Source organism: Pseudoalteromonas sp. c7(2019) (assembly GCF_011378625.1).
Classification (GTDB): Bacteria; Pseudomonadota; Gammaproteobacteria; order Enterobacterales; family Alteromonadaceae; genus Pseudoalteromonas; species Pseudoalteromonas arctica.
In genome coordinates, this window is sequence record NZ_WTKS01000004.1 from 256243 (window position 1) to 273989 (window position 17747).

A 17747-nucleotide genomic window follows, 5' to 3' on the forward strand; every position below is an offset into this window, starting at 1 on the left:
AAACCATGAGCCTTAAGCGCATTACCCAGTTTTTTAACCCAAGCTCAGTGGCCGTTATTGGTGCCTCTAATATATCAACTCGTGCTGGTTTTGTGGTTATGCGCAACTTACTTCAAGGCGGTTTTAAAGGGCCGATAATGCCCGTTACTCCAAGCCATAGCGCAGTACATGGCGTACTTGCTTACCCCTCTATTGCTGACTTACCAAAAGTACCCGACCTTGCTGTTATTTGTACTAACAAAAATACCTTAATTGATATTATTGAGCAGCTTGGAGAGCTTGGCTGTAAAACGGCTATTGTTATTGCAGATGGGCTTTCTGGAGAGCAAAAAAGCGCACTTAAAGCATGCGCTCAAGCCAAACAGGTTACTTTGCTTGGACCCAATTGTTTGGGCTTGCTGATCCCTCATATTGGTTTAAATGCGAGCTTTTCTCATACTGTAGCAAGCCCAGGTAAAATTGCATTTGTATCGCAATCAGCAGCAGTATGCTCAACTATTTTAGATTGGGCTAAAAACAAAGAAATTGGCTTTTCATATTTTGTATCGGTAGGTGATTGCCTTGATATAAACTTTAATGAACTACTCGACTTTTTAGGTCGTGATGCTAAAACCAAAGCTATTTTACTCTACATTGATAACATTGAAGATATTCGTGGCTTTATATCAGCAGCAAGAGCTGCGGCCTTTAGTAAACCTGTAATTGCAATTAAAACAGGTAAAACAAGTGCAGGCGCACTTGCAGCCGAAATTCACACAGGCGGAAAGCAAAGCTCTGATGCTGTTTACGATGCGTTATTTCAACGAGCGGGTATGCTGCGCGTAAATGATTTACGAGAGCTATTTGCAGCGACACAAACACTCGCCATGCATCCAAAATTATTAAAAGTAGAGCAACTGACAATTTTAACTAATGGTGGCGGCCCAGGTGTTATGGCCGTTGATGAGCTAATTCAAAGCTCCGGTAAATTAGCAGAACTAAGCATTGAAACCCGAAATGCGCTAAATAAAGTAATTCCGCAATCAGAAACCACCTCAAACCCTGTGGATATTTTTGGCGATTCAGCACCTGCGCGTTATAAGCAAGCATTAGAAATTTTACTGCACGCAAAAGAAGTTAAAAACTTACTGATTATCCATACTCCCTCAGCGCTTGCGCCCAGCGAAGACTACGCCAACATTATTGTAGAAACCTTACAAACATTACCTAAAATGGCGCGCCCTTACGTTATAACTAATTTTATGGGTGAAGACGCATCTTACGCCGCCAGAAAAGTGTGCTCAAACAACGCAATACCAACTTATAGAACACCAGAGGGTGCTGTTGGCGCGTTTATGCACTTGGTAACGTATCGCCGTAACCAAAAGCATTTAACGCAAACACCTGAGTCGAATACAGATGACGCAAAAATAAATAAAGTAGCAGCTAAAGCGCTTATTAATGAGTTTTTAGATGACGGACAAAACTACTTACCTACCCATCAGGCAAGCCAAGTATTAAATCACTATGGTATTACATGCATTCAAACTGAGGTGGCTTACACCCCAACAGAAGCCAGAGAGCAAGCCATAGAACTTGGTTTTCCGGTCGCGTTAAAACTTATTAGCCCAAGCATTGCTTCAAAGTCTGAAGTAGGTGGTGTGGTGCTTAACTTAAACGATGCCAACGAGGTTGAACAAACCGCTTTTGCAATGCTTATCCGTATTAAAAACACTTATCCGGATGCTGTTATTGAAGGGTTTTCATTACAAAAAATGGCGCCGCGAGCAGGCGCAAATGAGCTGCGAATTGCAATTAAAACCGAGCCTAATTTTGGTCCTGTTATATTATTAGGTGAAGCAGGAACCGGCCTTGAATATGCGCAAGCCGCTGTTGCTCTGCCTCCACTAAATATGAACTTAGCAAAGTATTTAATTGCCGCAGCGCACGATAAAGGCGTACTAAAGGAGCGCATACTCCCTGAAAAAGTTGATAAGTATCGTTTATGTGCACTGCTAACGCGTATTTCTCAGTTAGTTATTGATCAACCTGACATAAGCTCAATGGAACTTAATCCTATACTTGCCAGTAATGGACAGTTTTTAGTGCTCGATGCCACCATGACACTTAGCCGCTATCAAACTCAGAGCAATCGTAAGCGCTTATCTATTCGTCCCTACCCTATAGAACTTGTTGAAGTGGTAACACTTAAAAACAATACCCAAGCTACGCTCAGACCAATAAAGCCAGAAGATGAACAAGCTCATAAAGCATTTGACGAGTCACTTAATAAAGAAGACAGATATAAACGCTTTTTTGGCGAACTACCACAGTTTAACCACGATCAACTCGCTAAAATGACGCAAATTGATTACGACCGTGAAATGGCGTTTATTGTTTGCCAACGCTTTGAAGGTAAAACTCGCACATTAGGTGTGTCTCGCGTCATTATGGACCCCGATAACCTGCATGCTGAGTTTGCCATTGTAGTTCGCTCAGATTGCCAAGGTTTAGGGCTTGGTCGCATACTAATGAGTGCAGCAATTAACCACTGTAAACGTCAAGGTGTGGAATCGATTGAAGGCATAACCTTACCAGAGAATACAGGGATGATTGAGCTTGCCCGTAAGTTAGGTTTTAAAATTAGTCGCGACTTTGAAGAAGGCAGTATTAACATGGTACTTAAACTTAAATAATGAATGAACCACACACTTTAAGACAAAAAATGGCTTGCCTGTTTGAAGGCACAGGCCAGTACCATCGAGCGGGACATATTCTTGATATTGCACTCATTAGCTTAATAATGATCAACGTTGTAGCCATTGTTATTGAATCAATCCCAAGTGTGGCAGAGCAGTATTACAACGAATTCTTAGTTTTAGAAATTGTCTCGGTCGCTATTTTTGCTATTGAGTACTTAGCCAGGCTTTGGGCTTGCGTAGATAAAACACGATATGCAGCAATGGAAGGGTCTCATACCAAACGTCGGCTTAGCTATTTTTTCTCTCCTTTGGCAATTGTTGATTTAATTGCGATTTTACCAAGCTTAATGATGTTTTTATTCCCTCTCGATTTACGTTTTTTACGCGTGCTCCGACTATTAAGGGTATTTAAACTCACTCGCTACTCACGCGCCATGCAGCTACTTTTAAAAGCCTTTAACGATGAAGGTAGTTCATTAATGGCTGCTTTTTTTATTATGGCCGTCGTGCTTATTTTAGCTTCATGCGGAATTTACTTAATTGAGCACGACATACAACCCGATAAATTTGGCTCTATTCCTGCGGCTATGTGGTGGGCAATGGCAACACTAACAACCGTTGGTTATGGCGATGTAGTACCTATAACGCCATTGGGTAAGTTTTTCGGCGGGGTTATTACACTACTGAGCATGGGAATGGTTGCAATACCTACCGGTTTACTGGCGTCTAGTTTTTCAGAACAAATACGTAAACGCCGCCAATTTTTTGAAGATGCCGTACATGAACAAATTCAAGATGGCACCCTTAATAATACTCAACAAGAACACCTAGAAGAACTACGCTATAAATTAGGCTTGAGTAAACTAGAAGCTAATAAGGCCATTAAAACGCAGTTGAATGAGCATAATAGCCATTTGTTTTGCAGGCACTGCGGTAAAAGGCCTTAAATAAGTACTGCTATTATTAATTAAATATATCACTCCAATTGCGATTAATAAGCGGTAGTACTTCGGTATTAGGTACCGGTTTACTAAATAAGTACCCTTGAAAATGCATGCATCCTCGCGCCTTTAAAAAGGCGAGTTGGTGCGAGCTTTCTACGCCTTCAGCTACACATTCTTTACCTAAACTATCTGCAAGCGCGAGTATTGATTGAATAATAGCTTCATCGTCAGAATCTATGCCTATGTCTTGTACAAAGCTTCTATCTATTTTTAATACATCAATAGGAAAACGCTTTAAATAAGTAAGCGATGCGTAACCCGTACCAAAATCATCCATGTACAATCTACAGCCCAACTTTTTAAGTTGTTCCATGCTGTGTAGCGCTTCTTTTGAATCACGCATTAATATTGATTCGGTTATTTCAAAAACAATTGCCTCAGACGATACTCCTGAATTACTTAACGCTTTTTTAATTTCAGGAACAAGATCTTTAAACTCAAAATCAAGAGCCGATAAATTAATAGATAAATACAGGCTAGGAGAGGCTTTTCGCCACTCTTTTAGCTCTAATAAAGCGCGCGCAAAAGTCTGCAGCATAATTTTTGTAATTAGGCCTATACCTTCTGCTGCCACCGAAAACTCTTGAGTTTGCACAAGCTTATTTTCAGGCCAACGCAGCAGTACTTCAAAGCCTTCTGTTTTTTGACTTTCAGCGTTAATGATAGGCTGGTAGTAATTACAAAATTCTTCTTCTTGATACGCTTTAGTTAGCTGAGACTCAAGATGCAGCGCTCTTTGAACATGCTGATTCATCTCTTGCTTATAAAACTGATAACGCCCCTCTAAAGAGTCTTTTGCATGATATAACGCTATACTCGCAGCTTTTAAAAGCGCAGAGCCTTGCTGTGCATCATCTGGTGATATAGACACACCAATACTTAAATTAACGTTTACAACTTGGCCATTAATCGTAATATTTTGATTCACACAATCCATCAACTTAGTGCATATAATGAGTACTTGTTCGATTTGCTGAATATCTTCCACCAGTACTACAAATTCATCGCCACCAAATCGAGCAACACTATCAGATGGACGCAAGGAGCATTTTAAACGCTCAGCAACTTCTTTAATTAGCTCATCAGCAACTGCATGCCCCAAAGAGTCATTAAAGTATTTAAAACGCTTAATATTTATATGTAATAAAGCGACTTTACATTCGTGAAATTTTGCTTGCTCAAGGGCGTGTTCAACGCGGTCATTAAATAACGTACGATTTGGCAACCCTGTTAAGGCATCGTAGTTGGCCAATAAGTGCAGCTCGTTTTCGGCTGATTTTTGTGCGTTTATATCGGTTAAAATAATGACATAACTATTAAGGCGCTGTTCGTTATCGGCCACTGCACTTATTTTCACAAGTACATGACGCGACTCACCACTTGCTAAAACTACACTGTCTTCACACGAAAAGTGTTCTCCAATAGATAGCTTTTGCATTATGCGTAAATAATCAAAACGATTGCTGCGCGATATACCTAAATTTAATGCTCGACTAGATAACGACTCAGCAGAGAAATTAAAGGCAGTTTGCAGTGATTTATTAGAAGCCCGAATATTTAAATTTTTATCGAGGATAAACACCCAATCACGTGTTTGCTCAAATGCTGCCGTAAATAGTAAAGCGTGTTCTTCAAACACCATCTCACGGGTCATATTTGTGTAGGTACCCGCTACTTTTTGTGGCGTTTTATCATCCCACTCAACTACTTTTCCAAAATCCTTATACCAGCGCCAATAGCCTTTTGCATGGCGCAGGCGGTAGGTGCAATTAAAGTAACCTTTATCGGTAGATAAAAACTCAAGCCACTCTAAGCGAAATAGCTGTTTGTCTTGCGGATGAATTTTAGATAAATATTCATCAAGGCTCACGGTTTCATTTTCGTAGCCTAACTCACTCGCTAAGCGAGGTTGATAAATACTTGGATTGCTTGATTCCCAATCCCAAACACCCGATTCGCTACCTTCAAGCGCTAGCTTTAGACGGGCTTCGCTTTCTTTACTTTCTTTATTTGCTGCCAATAAAATACGCTGAATTTTATTACGGCGCATAACCCACATAGCAACAAAGCCAATAAACAGCATGCCGTAAAGCACCATAAAATAAGGTGCACGCCAAAGCGGATACTTTACTTTTATTTTTAAAATAGCAGGCGAGGTATATTCGCCAGTCAGGGGGTCTTTAGCCCAAACTTTTAATTGATAATTACCTGGATTCAATTTTGGAAACAATACACGGTTGTTATTTCGGGTATAACTTTTTTGTCCGTTATCGAGTTGATACTCATAAATGATGCGTTCTTGATTACTAAATGCCATGGCCGAAAATGCAACTTCAAGCCCTATATCATCATGGTTTAACACAACCTCGTTGAGCGGTTGTTTTAAATCAAGCGATAAATCTCGTGACATTAAATCAACTCGCGTAATATTTACGTGATCAATAAGCGACTGATAGTTTTGGTTTTCCATTGGATGAAAATAAGTAAAACCTTTTAAGCTACCATACGCAATATGGCCATCTTTGAGCTGTGCCATGGCGTTGCTATTAAACTCAGCAGAGAGTAGCCCTTCTGATGTAGAAAATTGCTGAAAATGAAGTGTTTCTGGGTTTAATCGCCAAATGCCTTTATGGCTACTCATCCAGATCATGCCATCATCATCTAGCACCATATCGTATAGCAGAGTGCCTAATTTATTCCTTTCTAAATCAATTGTATGGACTAATTGATAGGTAGATGCGTCAAGGCCTATTAAGCCGAAATTAGAAAGTGATATCCACAATATATTGTTGTTATCTATTAAGTAAGAAAGCACACTAATGGCTACGTTTTCATGCTGTTTTGGCACTTTATAAATCATTTTAAGTGCTAAATCACTTGGGTTTACTTGGTATAAAATACCGGCATTAAAAAATAATGGTGAATCTGGTTTATTGCTCAGCGCAGGTAAAAAGCCATGAGCTAAAAATGGTTCAAACTGATCAAACTGGCCACCCAAACGCGTTATTACTTGAGAATCTATATTGTATATAAATACCCCATGATCTGAGTGTACAAAGTATAGATCGCCATTTGGCATTAGTGTTACGCCATGCACCCTACCGGTAATTAACTCCTGATTAGCAGGGTTATGCACTTTAGGTTCGCTAACTTGATGCGTTACAGGGTCAAAAATAAACAAACCACGGTTCGTATAAAGCCATAAATTATTTTTATAAGGCGTTATTTCATATACGGTAAACTCAGTGGTGAGTAAGTCGACTTTGTAATCTTTTAAATAAGCTTTACCAATATTTGTTTTTAAATCAACCTCGGTAATACCGTTATGCGTTGCAAGCCAAAGCTTGTCTTTATATTCGGTAATCCCCCAGATAGAGTGATGCGATAAACCATCCCCCCCGAGCAAAGTGCCATCGACATTATTAAAATGATAGCTGTCATGAGATAAATAAAACGCACCATCAGTCTTAGTCGCAACCCACGTACCACCCGATTTATCTTTTGCCATATCAATAATACTGGTATCGGCAAGTGTGTACTTACTTTGGGCTATTCGAGTGTTTTTAATCATCTCCCCGGTGTTTAAATCAAATTTAAACAAGCCTTTGTCGGTAGCTAAATCTATTGTTCCGTGTTCGTTTACTATGCTCCAAACATTTAGGTCACTTAGTAATACTTTACTTTTAAAAGGTAAATCTGGGCGTTCAAACATTTTTGATAAATTACTAATATCAACTTCGTATAAGCCTTGTACCGCCCCTACTAACAACTGTTTATTTTCACCTAATGCGAAAGACTTAACATTATTTTGGTAAATATGTTCAGCTTCACCTTTTAAATGCTGCAGGGGTCTAACTTGCTCTGTGGCAATATCAAATACGTATGCGCCATGGCTTGTACCTATAAATATATAACCATTGTAAGCAAACAGCTTTCTCACAAGAGTATTTTTATATTTAGCAGGCAGCTCAAAAATAGTTGTTATTTTTCCGGTTGCGATATCAAGCTTTGCAAAATCGCGGCCTCGGCCAATCCAAAGTGTTTTTTTATCAACGGCCACCATACTAAACACAGACTGATTGATAATCTCTTCTTCACTGGTAGGTTTTTCTAGGAATTGCTGATATGAATCTGTTACGGGGTCGTATCTAAATAGGCCTGCAAGTAAAGAGGCTATCCAAATGTGCCCTTGAGGGTCTTGGTAAATACGATCAATGATCGCTTCTTCTAATTCACCATTAGGGCCGTTTATTGGAATAACTTGATAGCCATCATAACGATTAAGCCCAGCCTCAGTAGAAAGCCAAAGGTAACCATTAGTGTCGATAAGCATTGTATTAACGTAGCTTTGCGATAAGCCTTCGCTTGGAGATAAACGTTTTACTTGTGCGCCTACTTGGCAACTTAGGATAGTTATTAAAACTACAAAGCAACTAATGATCCCATTAACGCATTTACTCATGCTGATTCCATATTATTATTTATTATTATGGGTACTCTAGAGCGACTATATTTCGATGTTTGTAAGTATCAAAAAGTACTTGTAAAGCAAGAGTATATGTTAACACCTGGTTAAAACCAATAGCACAATATAAATCAACTACGTTTTTATATGCGAAGGTATTAATCATCTTATCTTGCGACTTTAAGAGTGTTGATAATAGCTGTTTAGCAACACCTTTACCGCGATGTTCCAGCGCAACAAACACGGTAGATAAAAATAAGAACTCTGTTTTATCTTGCAACCTACATGCTGCAACTATTTCATTATTATAGTAAGTAACCCATACCTTATCTTGTTTATTAGCCCGCCCTCTTACATTATGTTTTTTATAAAATTTATTAACGAGTGGAACTTTTAGCCCATCCAGCAACTCAACTATATACATTTTTATATCAACACTTAGCTAAGCATTAGCGCTAAATACTGCTCAAATTTTTGCTTCAAAACCATTTGTTCAGCCATTGGACGGCTATGGATTGTATTATAAACTTGCTCTCTCGTTTTTTTATTTCGCTTAATTTGATACGCCCAAAAAGACGCTTCATAATCTAACTGAATTTGGTATTTTTCTTCACGTGGCAATAGGCATAAATTAAAACTCACAATACTTCCTCATTCGCTTTTAAAATTATTTGATTAACCCCGAAACTGGGCAAGAGGTAATCTCCTTGTTATTATACGCGTCTTATTTTATTTATTTCTGTAGTAATTGGAACTGATAATGAATAGACATTTTAGTATCTTGTTATTATTGGTAAATTTATTTTTTAGTGCCTCTTGTTTTAGTCATCAATACAACCTCACTTTTAATCGTCCGCAAAGTACACCACAAGCTGATTATGCCTTAGAGTTATTAAAGTTAGCATACGCAGATATCGGTTTTAAAATACATATAATCGATTTTAGTCACCAAAATGCTTTGCTAGCTGCAAATAATGGCGTACTTGATGGGCAGTTAGGAAGAGATGCAAGCGTTGAAAAAAATTACGAAAACTTAATTAGGGTCGATTATGAGCTCTTTAAGTTTGACTTAGTATTGTATAAAAACTGTTTACCTAGCAGTTTAGAACAGCTCGATAGCGTCGCAATTGTTGATGGCTACCCTGTCCAAGAACATTATTTAGCAAGCACACAGTTTGCAGGGAATATTATTAAAGTTAAAAGCATGAATACCCAACTTAATTTGCTTGCTCAGAAAAAAGTACAGGGAGCTTTAATGATTAACTTTATAATGCAAAACAATGAGCTACCTTCACCTCAAGGTTGCTTTGTAAAAGAAGTGCTGAATACTTATCCGCTTTATCATTATTTAAATAAGCGTAATGAAAACTTGGTAGAAAAGCTTAAAATGTCATTAATTAACTTAACTAACAATGGCACTGTGTACGCACTAAGAGCCAAGTATGGATTAAGCTTTTAAAAGTCGAACCCTTGCTGCTGCGCCTGTGTGCTTGGCACTGCATTTTGCTGCTTTTTTTGAAGATAACGTTTGTAGCGCTGCTGGCACAAACTAAGCACCTTCTTTTTTTGGTCGTTAGTTAAGGTATTCCACGAAAAGCGTTCATCCCGACTACGATAACACCCTTTGCAATACCCTCTGTTATTAACTAAGCAAATACTCTTGCAAGGACTTGGAATATCAAATATTTCAATTTGTTGCATGCATAAGTACCGCCCAGTTGAAGAGGAGGTATTAGTATAGCGTTATTTTTGAGCAAAAAAAAAGCAGCAATTTAATTGCTGCTTAGTTTCATTGAGCTGTGAGTATTAATGTTCACAGCTATTAGTATTTATCTCTGTTTTACGGTGAAATGGCTTAGCGTACATAGCTAGCACTAATGGTTTTAACTCTTCAGGTACACAGGCTAAACGTTGTTCAAATGTCGCTGTATCAGGAGAGTCTATTACCGCATCTTTACAACCACCAGCGATGTAATTGCCTGGGTGTAAATAAAACGAATCAACAATTTGCCTATCAATTGTTTTAGCAAGCTCTTCAGCGCTATCACATTTAGATTCAATTGGTTGCCCAAATGCTAAATGCACGTGCCCTTTAGCAGTACTAAAGCCTTCAACAATGCTCGCAATATCTTCACCAGCCGATTTAACGTACTCACCATGATGCTGCTTGTGGTAAAGCTCTTTGGCTTTAGCAATTGCACACGGCTCATATTGATAAGAAATAGAAACAGGCACTATTTTTAACTCTTTAATATAATCGCCAAACTCTTTCTTTTGTTTACGCCCATTTAATTGCAGCATTTTTAAAAGCGCAGGATCAGTTTGATCAAAACCGTCTTTTGCACGCCCTTCTTTTTGCGCAATCCAAATAGAATTTCCACCGACCACAGAATCGTAAATGTATGACGATAATTGAGTCAGTGCTTTTAACATCTCTTTTGGTGCTTTAGCAGAGCGCTTAACTATAAAGCTTTTATTTAGACGCATAAGCTCAGTAATGTAAGGTATTTGCAATAAATTATCGCCAATAGCAATACGCACTGTTTTCATTTTATGTTGGTATAAACCCCAGTTAACTAATGCAGGATCAAGCACTATGTCTCTGTGGTTTGAAATAAATAAATAGGCCTGGTTAGCATCTAACTGTTCTAACCCAGAAAAGGTAACTTTTGATGTGGTGCGCTTCACTAGTTTATCTAAGTATTGTGCCACTTCATTTTGCACATCTTCAACGGTGCTTACTTTGCCCCATTTTTTGCGTAACTGACTTCTTACCATTGGACGCGCAATAAAAGGCACTGCCGATAAAAAGCGCGGTAAATTATACTTTGCTATTACATCAATAAACGCATCATCGTTAATTAAACGTGTAAGCGACGCCGCAACTTCGTCGTCGTTGTATGGGCGTATATCTGCGTATTTATCTTCTAATTCACTCATTACTACATCTACAATGTTAAAAAACGGTACGCCAAAGCGCACCGTTTATGTCTATATCCGATTATAACTCAGCCAATCTAAAATGCGAAATAACCAAAAAACGATTTTTATTTTTAGCAACTTGCTTTAAAGCCGAGTTTAATTACCTTCTATGACCATGAGCTTGCTTAAAAGTGCAAAAATCTGATCAGTCTAGCAAAATACCATGTTCTCAATCTGCTAGTGGGCAGACCACTAATACAAAGCCCTCTAATCATTTGGTAGTAATACCATTAACAAAGCCTTTCTTTCGTAGTACCTTAAGCTCGTATTTTAGATTTTTGATGGATCGTAGGCATCTTTTTACGATTTTAACTCTTTCAGATCCACTTATTTTAGGGCTCATAATGAACATTACTATTCTTGATAACGCAACGTTAGCTAAAACGTCTCTTACTGGTATTGAACAACTTGGTAAATTAACGACTTATGAACTTACTAGCCCAGAGCAAGTTATTGAACATTGCCAAGGTGCTGATGTATTAATCACTAATAAAGCCGTTTTAAATCGCGACACTATTAGCAAACTTACACAGCTTAAATTAATTTGTGTAAGTGCAACTGGTACTAATAATGTTGATCTAGAAGCCGCTAAAGAATTTGGTATTGCCGTAACTAATGTAGCTGGCTATTCAACACCTTCTGTTGTTCAACATACGTTTTCTTTAATTACTAACTTACTGGGTAACACCCACCGCTATCAGGCGGATTGCCAGCAAGGCGCGTGGCAAAAAAGTGAAATGTTTTGCATACTCGATTACAGCTTTAACGACTTACAAGGTAAAACATTTGCCATTATAGGCGGTGGTACGCTAGGTAAAGGCGTTGCTAAAGTGGCTGAGGCATTTGGCGCAAATGTTATTGTTGCAGAGCGCAAAGGTGTTAAATGTCGCGACGGTCGTACGCCTTTTGAAGACGTCATTAAAACAGCCGATATAATCAGCGTACACTGTCCGCTAACAGATGAAACACGTGATTTAATTGCACTTAATGAGCTTAAAATGATGAAGCCAAGCGCTATAATTATTAATACAGCACGTGGTGGAATTATTAACGAATCCGACTTAGCTACAGCGCTTGAGCAAAACCTAATTGCTGGAGCCGGTGTTGATGTACTAACTAAAGAACCAGCTGAGCTTTCAAACCCACTTGCTAATTACAAAGGTAATAACCTTTTACTTACTCCACATATAGCATGGGCAAGCACCGAATCTATTGTGCGTTTAATTAATGAAGTAAGTTTAAATATTGCTGCATTTAATAAAGGCGAATCACGCAACCGCTTGGTGTAGTGATTTTATTGTAGTAATCAAATAAGCTAAAAAATGGCTGTTTTTACTAATACATTTAATATTTTATTAGATAAAAACAGCTTAACCCACTTAACAAACTGATTAATAACAACTTATAAATATGGTCTACTCTTTGCTTTAATACAGCTAATAACCAATTAAAAATCTTATTAAGGTAAATAAAAATGAAAAAATCACTTTTAGCAGCCGCTTTAATCGCTCCATTTTTAACAGGCTGTGTTATTGCCGTATCAGATGGTGAAGCTGAGACTCATTGGGCAGGGAAAAACTCATCAAGCTGGCAAGCACAACATAAAAATAATCGTGAAGCTATATCAGAGCTAAAAATGGATAGCAGTTATCAATCTGTTTTAACGCAATTAAAAACGCCTAATTTCACAGAGCTATTAAAAAAAGATGACGATGTATACCAAGTACTTTTTTATGTAACTCATAGCAAGCATTCAGATTCTAAAACAACGAAAGATGAATGTACGCCACTTGTATTTAAAAATGATAAGTTAGTGGGCATTGGTGAAACCGCTTTAGGTATGATCACGCAGTAACCAATAAAAAACTTAATATACAAAAACGCCAATATATGAATATTGGCGTTTTTGTATATTAAGTTTTTAGAGTGCAACTATTCTATCTCGCCCTGCATCTTTAGCGGCATATAGGCCTAAATCGGCCTCTTCTAATAACGCTTGCTCAGCATACACTTTACCACTTTGAGTGGTGGCGATACCTATACTAATAGTGATGTGGTCTGCATTTAATGAGCCTTTATGTTCTATATTCAAAGCATTTACAGCATTGCGTAATTTGTTAGCAAACTCCATAGCTTCATGCCTATTCATTCCAGGTAATACAGCTGCAAATTCTTCACCACCATAACGAGCTATAAAGTCACTACCACGTTCACATTGAGCTGCGAGTGCTTGTGCAACATCCTTTAAACATTCATCGCCAGCACGATGTCCGTAGCAATCGTTGTAACGCTTAAAGTGGTCTATATCCATAAGTAACACCGATAGCGGGGTGCCACTGCGTTTACTTCGGCGCCATTCACGAGCTAAGTTTTCGTCTAGGTAGCGTCTATTTGGGATTTCAGTTAAGCCGTCGATTGAGGCTAACATCTCTAGCAGATCATTTTTTTGCTTTATAAGTAATTGGTTACGGACCCTAACACGCACAATAGAAGGGCTAAATGGCTTGGTGATATAATCCATAGCACCGAGCTCTAGGCCCTTAGCTTCGTCATCATGGCTACGATTAGCTGATATAAATATAACGGGGATCGATTGAGTTATCGGATTTTCTTTAAGTTGCACAAGCACTTCATAGCCGTCAATTCCTGGCATAATCACATCAAGGATAATTAAATCAACTTGCGCAGTTTTTACAAAGGTCAGTGCTTTTTCACCACTTTCAACTAAGAATACGTCGTGTTCTACTTTAAGTGTTTTTTCAAGTACTAATCTGTTGATTGGATCATCATCTACAATAAGTACTTTAGCTCTTTTCGACATCCCTAGCCCCTACCCCTTTTATAAAAACAATTACCTGTTCTAACTGCATAATAAGCTCTTTCAGTGTTATTTCAACAGGCTTGTTAGTTGTTTTAAGTGTTCTTTCACACAATAAAGCGCAGTGAGACAATCGTCTAAAGCCTAAATTACCTGCTACACCTTTTATACTATGCACTAAGCGTACCAAATCATCCTTATTGGTTGTTTCTTCTATTTGCAATAGCTGGGTTTCGCATAAATTAGCAAATTTACCAATCATTGTATTGAGGAGCTTTTCATCCATACTAAACTGCGTTAATGCGAATGATTTTTCAAAAAAGCTTGGTTTAACTAAGTTTAAATCGGCAATTGCATCAATAAGTACCTTAGCAACAACCGGTTTAGTTAAATGCTTATTCATACCGCACTTTAAAGAACGTTCAATATCAGCGGGTTCACAATGAGCCGTTAAAGCAAAAATAGGCAGTTGCTTTGCGTCAAACTGTTGACGAATTAATGCCGTAGCTTGGCAGCCATCTATTTGCGGCATTTGCACATCCATCAATATTAAGTCAGGCTTTAAAACTTGCAATAATTCCATGCCGATAGATGCGCTTAAAGCGGTAACAACACTTACGTTTGCTTGACGTAATACACTGCTAATTATTTCTAAATTAAGTTGATTATCATCAATGGCTAATACAAGTAGACCCGATATATCAACTTTAGTTTCAGCAGTATTATATATTACGGCATTGGTACTAGCTTTAGGCTGTTGCTGAGAGTTCAAGCTAAATAGCCTTTGTCCCAATGCAGAGGCTTTAACGTGATGCGCAGCTAAATGCTCACTTGTTGGTAAATTAAGTGTGTGCTGATGATTAATAATAATTACCGATGTTTCTTTAGCTGATAACGAATCATTAATTGCTTCAACATTTAAAAGTGCAGGTAAATCGGCCGCATCGATTATTATTTGCTGAGTATTAGAGAGCTTAATTGGGTATTTGAGTACTTCATCTAAATTAATATTAGCAAGCTCTGTATAAGCATTTGTTACTTGCTTAAGCTCTTTACTTTGATCCGATAAAATAGCCAATGTATTAGTCGGTAACATCGTATTTTTAGTGGTATCAACCAAAAAACTAACGCTGAAGTAAAACTCACAGCCATGACCTTTTTTACTCTTTAAAGCAATCTCCCCTCCCATTAATGACACCGCATGTTTAACAATCGCTAAACCTAACCCAACACCATGATGTATACGTGTTGAAGACTCATCACCTTGCGTAAAGGCGTCAAATAAACGCCTCTGATCGGCTTCATCTATGCCCATACCGGTATCAATTACTTTAAAGCAAATATGCTGTTGCTCTAGGCTATCGCTTTCAATAAGTTCCATTTTTAAAGTGATAGAACCTGTTTTTGTAAACTTAACAGCATTTGTTAATAAATTACCTAATATTTGCTGTAAGCGAATACTGTCGCATATCAAATCAGGCGCTATTAACGGGTCAATATCAATAACAAATTCAATACCTTTTCCTTCGCACAATGGAGCCGTTAAACTTTCACAAATATCCACCAGCTCAACCATACTAAAAGATGCTTGTTTTAAATCGGTTTGCGAACTTTCTATGCGTGCAAAATCAAGCATTCTATTGAGCATTAGCAACAAGCTTTGTGCTGCATGCTTAGCTTGATCCGTTTGTTGTAATTGCTTTTGCGTTAATCCTTGCTCAATAAGCATATCAAGCAGCCCTAAAACAGCATTAAGAGGAGTGCGTATTTCATGACTTAAATTGGCTATAAAACGACTTTTAGCTAAAGTTGCTCGTTCGGCATCTAGTTTTGATTTAGTTAATGCGCTCACATCCTGAATGTGAATAACGTAATAAGCTGGGTCGCGGTTTTCATCCCATACAAGCGATACACTCAGTTGCAACCAACTTGTTAAGCGCCCTTGAGCAAGCGTTAAGTGGTATACGCGTTTTTTGTCATCTAGCAATTGCGCTAAAGTGCTTTTTATTTGCTGCCATTGAGTATCGTCAAACAATGCTTTTAACTGCTCACCAACCAGTACTGGCTGTTCAGAAAACTGCTTTCTTGCCGCTTTATTTACTTGTAATATTGTGTGCTCAAGCGAGAGTAAAACCACGCAGTTAGCCGCAAATTCAATCGCACTTCTAAATTTAGATTCTGATGCTTTTAAGGCCAATAATGCTTGTTGCTGTTCGGTAATATCGCGACCAATACCCATAGTCCCCAACAGATGTTGGTGCTCGTTATAAAAAGGTGCAATAGTAAGTTGATACGTTTTTTTATCGGTTTCTATTCGCTGTTCAACACTGTTTCTATTTTGTAATACTTGTTTTTCAAGCGCATTTATTTGTTGATCGTTATCACCTAAATCATCTACATATTTACCGACTAATGCAGTTTGATCTTTACCGATGTACGCCTCAAATGCTTTATTGCATCCTAAGAATGATCCATCAATATTTTTAAAATAAATAAGATCTGGCACACTGTTTAGCATAGTGTTGAGCAAAGCCAAGTGGCGCTCTTTTGCTTCGTAACTGCGGCTTAGTTTTTCTGATTGCAGCTGAACTTGGTCGTCCAGCGCTTTATTTGCACTTTGTAATGAATCTACTAACTGTTTGTTTTTAGTAAATACCCGCTTCACTTTAGAAAACCAAGGCTGCCAGCTCAGCGGTACTTTATAATCGAGCTGCACTTCTTGCTGTGTACCGTTACTCTCTAGGTACGACATTAAGTGAGTCATTGGCTTAATAAAAATGCGCTGACTTAACCAAAAAAACACGCCAAACATAATACTTAAAAATAGCGTTAAAAATGCAAACTCTAATAGTATTTCATACTTAATTGGGCTGATTAGTTGGGGTTTGTGCTCGTAAAATGCTGCGTGAATAGGTAACTCATCCATTGGCTGCATAAAGTAATTACTATCACTAGTTAAGACTGTTTTTTTACTATGGTGCTGGGCCAAATCAGGCCAATAATTTTTTAATGCTGTTGCTTGCTCTATTAACTGTTTAGAGCTGGCGATAACTTGATGTGATTGGTTCATAAAAACGTATTCACCACTGTTCGGTGAAACCTTTTTTAACCACCCAGAAATTGCCTGAACATCATAAATCAAAATAATGTAATCGGCTGAGCCGGTGCTTCGTTGTCGGCCAATAGCAAAATACGATTTATCATTCACTTTAACAATAGGACTTGAAGTAAGTTTGTTTGGTGCAAATTTTGGCTTAAATTTTCCATTTAGGATTTCAGTAAGCATTAAACTTTGGCTTTTGTTACGCCTGCTTACATAAGCAAAGCCATTATTATCAACATATGCTACACCAGACAACGACTGCATTAATGCAAGCGTTGTATTAAACGAAGGCCCTAATGTAATAGCCTGCTGCCACTGTACTAATGCCTTAGTAGATAACGCAAACTCCCCCTTACCTACAATTTCAGTGCCTTGCTCACTAAAGTGACGGTAATAGTAACCATCATATTGATTTATGCCCTCAAGTAAGCTTTGGTTTACTTTTGGATAGGTCGTTTGTTCGTATAAGCTAAACATGGTGGTGAGTAGATTACTCACCGACTCCATCCCGTGAGTAACCTGTGCTGAAACATTCGTAAAATCGGCTTCGCGTTTTTCAACCGCCCGCTCAAGCTTTATATTATATAAGTGCAAGCACAGTAAAAAAGCGACAATCAATGGCACTAAAAGCGCAATAAATAATGAACGATAATAATGCTTCAGAGGTAAAAAATTCAATGTACTGCCTGCCATT

At 38.1% G+C, this 17747-nt stretch carries 12 protein-coding genes; 5 read left to right on the forward strand and 7 right to left on the reverse strand.

The window, feature by feature from the left end:
- Window positions 1-5 precede the first annotated feature (5 nt).
- Together GQR38_RS06640 and GQR38_RS06645 are read left to right on the forward strand one after the other, a co-directional pair.
- Window positions 6-2675, forward strand: a complete 2670-nt coding sequence (locus GQR38_RS06640) for a bifunctional acetate--CoA ligase family protein/GNAT family N-acetyltransferase (protein ID WP_165722134.1) — start codon at window positions 6-8, stop codon at window positions 2673-2675.
- Window positions 2675-3628 carry an ion transporter gene (locus GQR38_RS06645; protein WP_165722135.1) on the forward strand — a complete coding sequence of 318 codons (954 nt, stop codon included), beginning with the start codon at window positions 2675-2677 and terminating at the stop codon, window positions 3626-3628. The genes GQR38_RS06640 and GQR38_RS06645 overlap by 1 nt, the downstream gene beginning before the upstream one ends.
- A 16-nt stretch (window positions 3629-3644) precedes the next feature.
- Here GQR38_RS06645 and GQR38_RS06650 read toward each other — a convergent pair whose 3' ends face one another.
- The 3 genes from GQR38_RS06650 to GQR38_RS06660 are packed head-to-tail and all read right to left on the reverse strand — an operon-like array spanning window position 3645 to window position 8792.
- The gene (locus GQR38_RS06650; RefSeq protein ID WP_165722136.1) at window positions 3645-8147 is read right to left on the reverse strand and encodes an EAL domain-containing protein; all 4503 of its coding nucleotides are present in this window, start codon (window positions 8145-8147) and stop codon (window positions 3645-3647) included.
- A 25-nt stretch (window positions 8148-8172) separates the two neighbouring features.
- On the reverse strand, window positions 8173-8574 hold the full coding sequence (locus tag GQR38_RS06655; RefSeq protein ID WP_010553303.1) for a GNAT family N-acetyltransferase: 402 nt from the start codon (window positions 8572-8574) through the stop codon (window positions 8173-8175).
- Between the two features lie 14 nt (window positions 8575-8588).
- Window positions 8589-8792 carry a DUF3283 family protein gene (locus GQR38_RS06660; RefSeq protein ID WP_002962585.1) on the reverse strand — a complete coding sequence of 68 codons (204 nt, stop codon included), beginning with the start codon at window positions 8790-8792 and terminating at the stop codon, window positions 8589-8591.
- A 118-nt stretch (window positions 8793-8910) separates the two neighbouring features.
- Here GQR38_RS06660 and GQR38_RS06665 point away from each other — a divergent pair, with 118 nt between their 5' ends.
- The gene (locus GQR38_RS06665) at window positions 8911-9609 is read left to right on the forward strand and encodes a transporter substrate-binding domain-containing protein (protein ID WP_165722137.1); all 699 of its coding nucleotides are present in this window, start codon (window positions 8911-8913) and stop codon (window positions 9607-9609) included.
- On the opposite strand, the gene GQR38_RS06670 is transcribed toward GQR38_RS06665, so the two are convergent.
- Both GQR38_RS06670 and GQR38_RS06675 read right to left on the reverse strand, forming a co-directional pair.
- Window positions 9606-9851: a DUF1289 domain-containing protein gene (locus tag GQR38_RS06670; RefSeq protein ID WP_007586940.1), complete on the reverse strand. Its 246-nt coding sequence runs from the start codon at window positions 9849-9851 to the stop codon at window positions 9606-9608. The two genes, GQR38_RS06665 and GQR38_RS06670, sit on opposite strands and share 4 nt — an antisense overlap.
- Before the next feature lie 105 nt (window positions 9852-9956).
- A complete protein-coding gene (locus tag GQR38_RS06675) occupies window positions 9957-11090 on the reverse strand; it encodes a 1-acyl-sn-glycerol-3-phosphate acyltransferase (protein WP_024590668.1) in 1134 nt (377 codons plus the stop codon).
- 386 nt (window positions 11091-11476) lie between these two features.
- On the opposite strand from GQR38_RS06675, the gene GQR38_RS06680 reads away from it, so the two are divergent.
- On the forward strand, window positions 11477-12421 hold the full coding sequence (locus GQR38_RS06680; RefSeq protein WP_007586942.1) for a D-2-hydroxyacid dehydrogenase: 945 nt from the start codon (window positions 11477-11479) through the stop codon (window positions 12419-12421).
- Window positions 12422-12606: 185 nt separating this feature from the next.
- Window positions 12607-12987 carry a DUF3192 domain-containing protein gene (locus GQR38_RS06685; RefSeq protein ID WP_024590666.1) on the forward strand — a complete coding sequence of 127 codons (381 nt, stop codon included), beginning with the start codon at window positions 12607-12609 and terminating at the stop codon, window positions 12985-12987.
- Window positions 12988-13053: 66 nt separating this feature from the next.
- Here the strand turns inward: GQR38_RS06685 and GQR38_RS06690 are convergent, their stop codons facing one another.
- On the reverse strand, window positions 13054-13953 hold the full coding sequence (locus tag GQR38_RS06690; protein ID WP_007581985.1) for a diguanylate cyclase: 900 nt from the start codon (window positions 13951-13953) through the stop codon (window positions 13054-13056).
- A complete protein-coding gene (locus GQR38_RS06695) occupies window positions 13937-17746 on the reverse strand; it encodes an ATP-binding protein (protein ID WP_206006080.1) in 3810 nt (1269 codons plus the stop codon). The genes GQR38_RS06690 and GQR38_RS06695 overlap by 17 nt, the downstream gene beginning before the upstream one ends.
- Window position 17747: the final 1 nt, after the last annotated feature.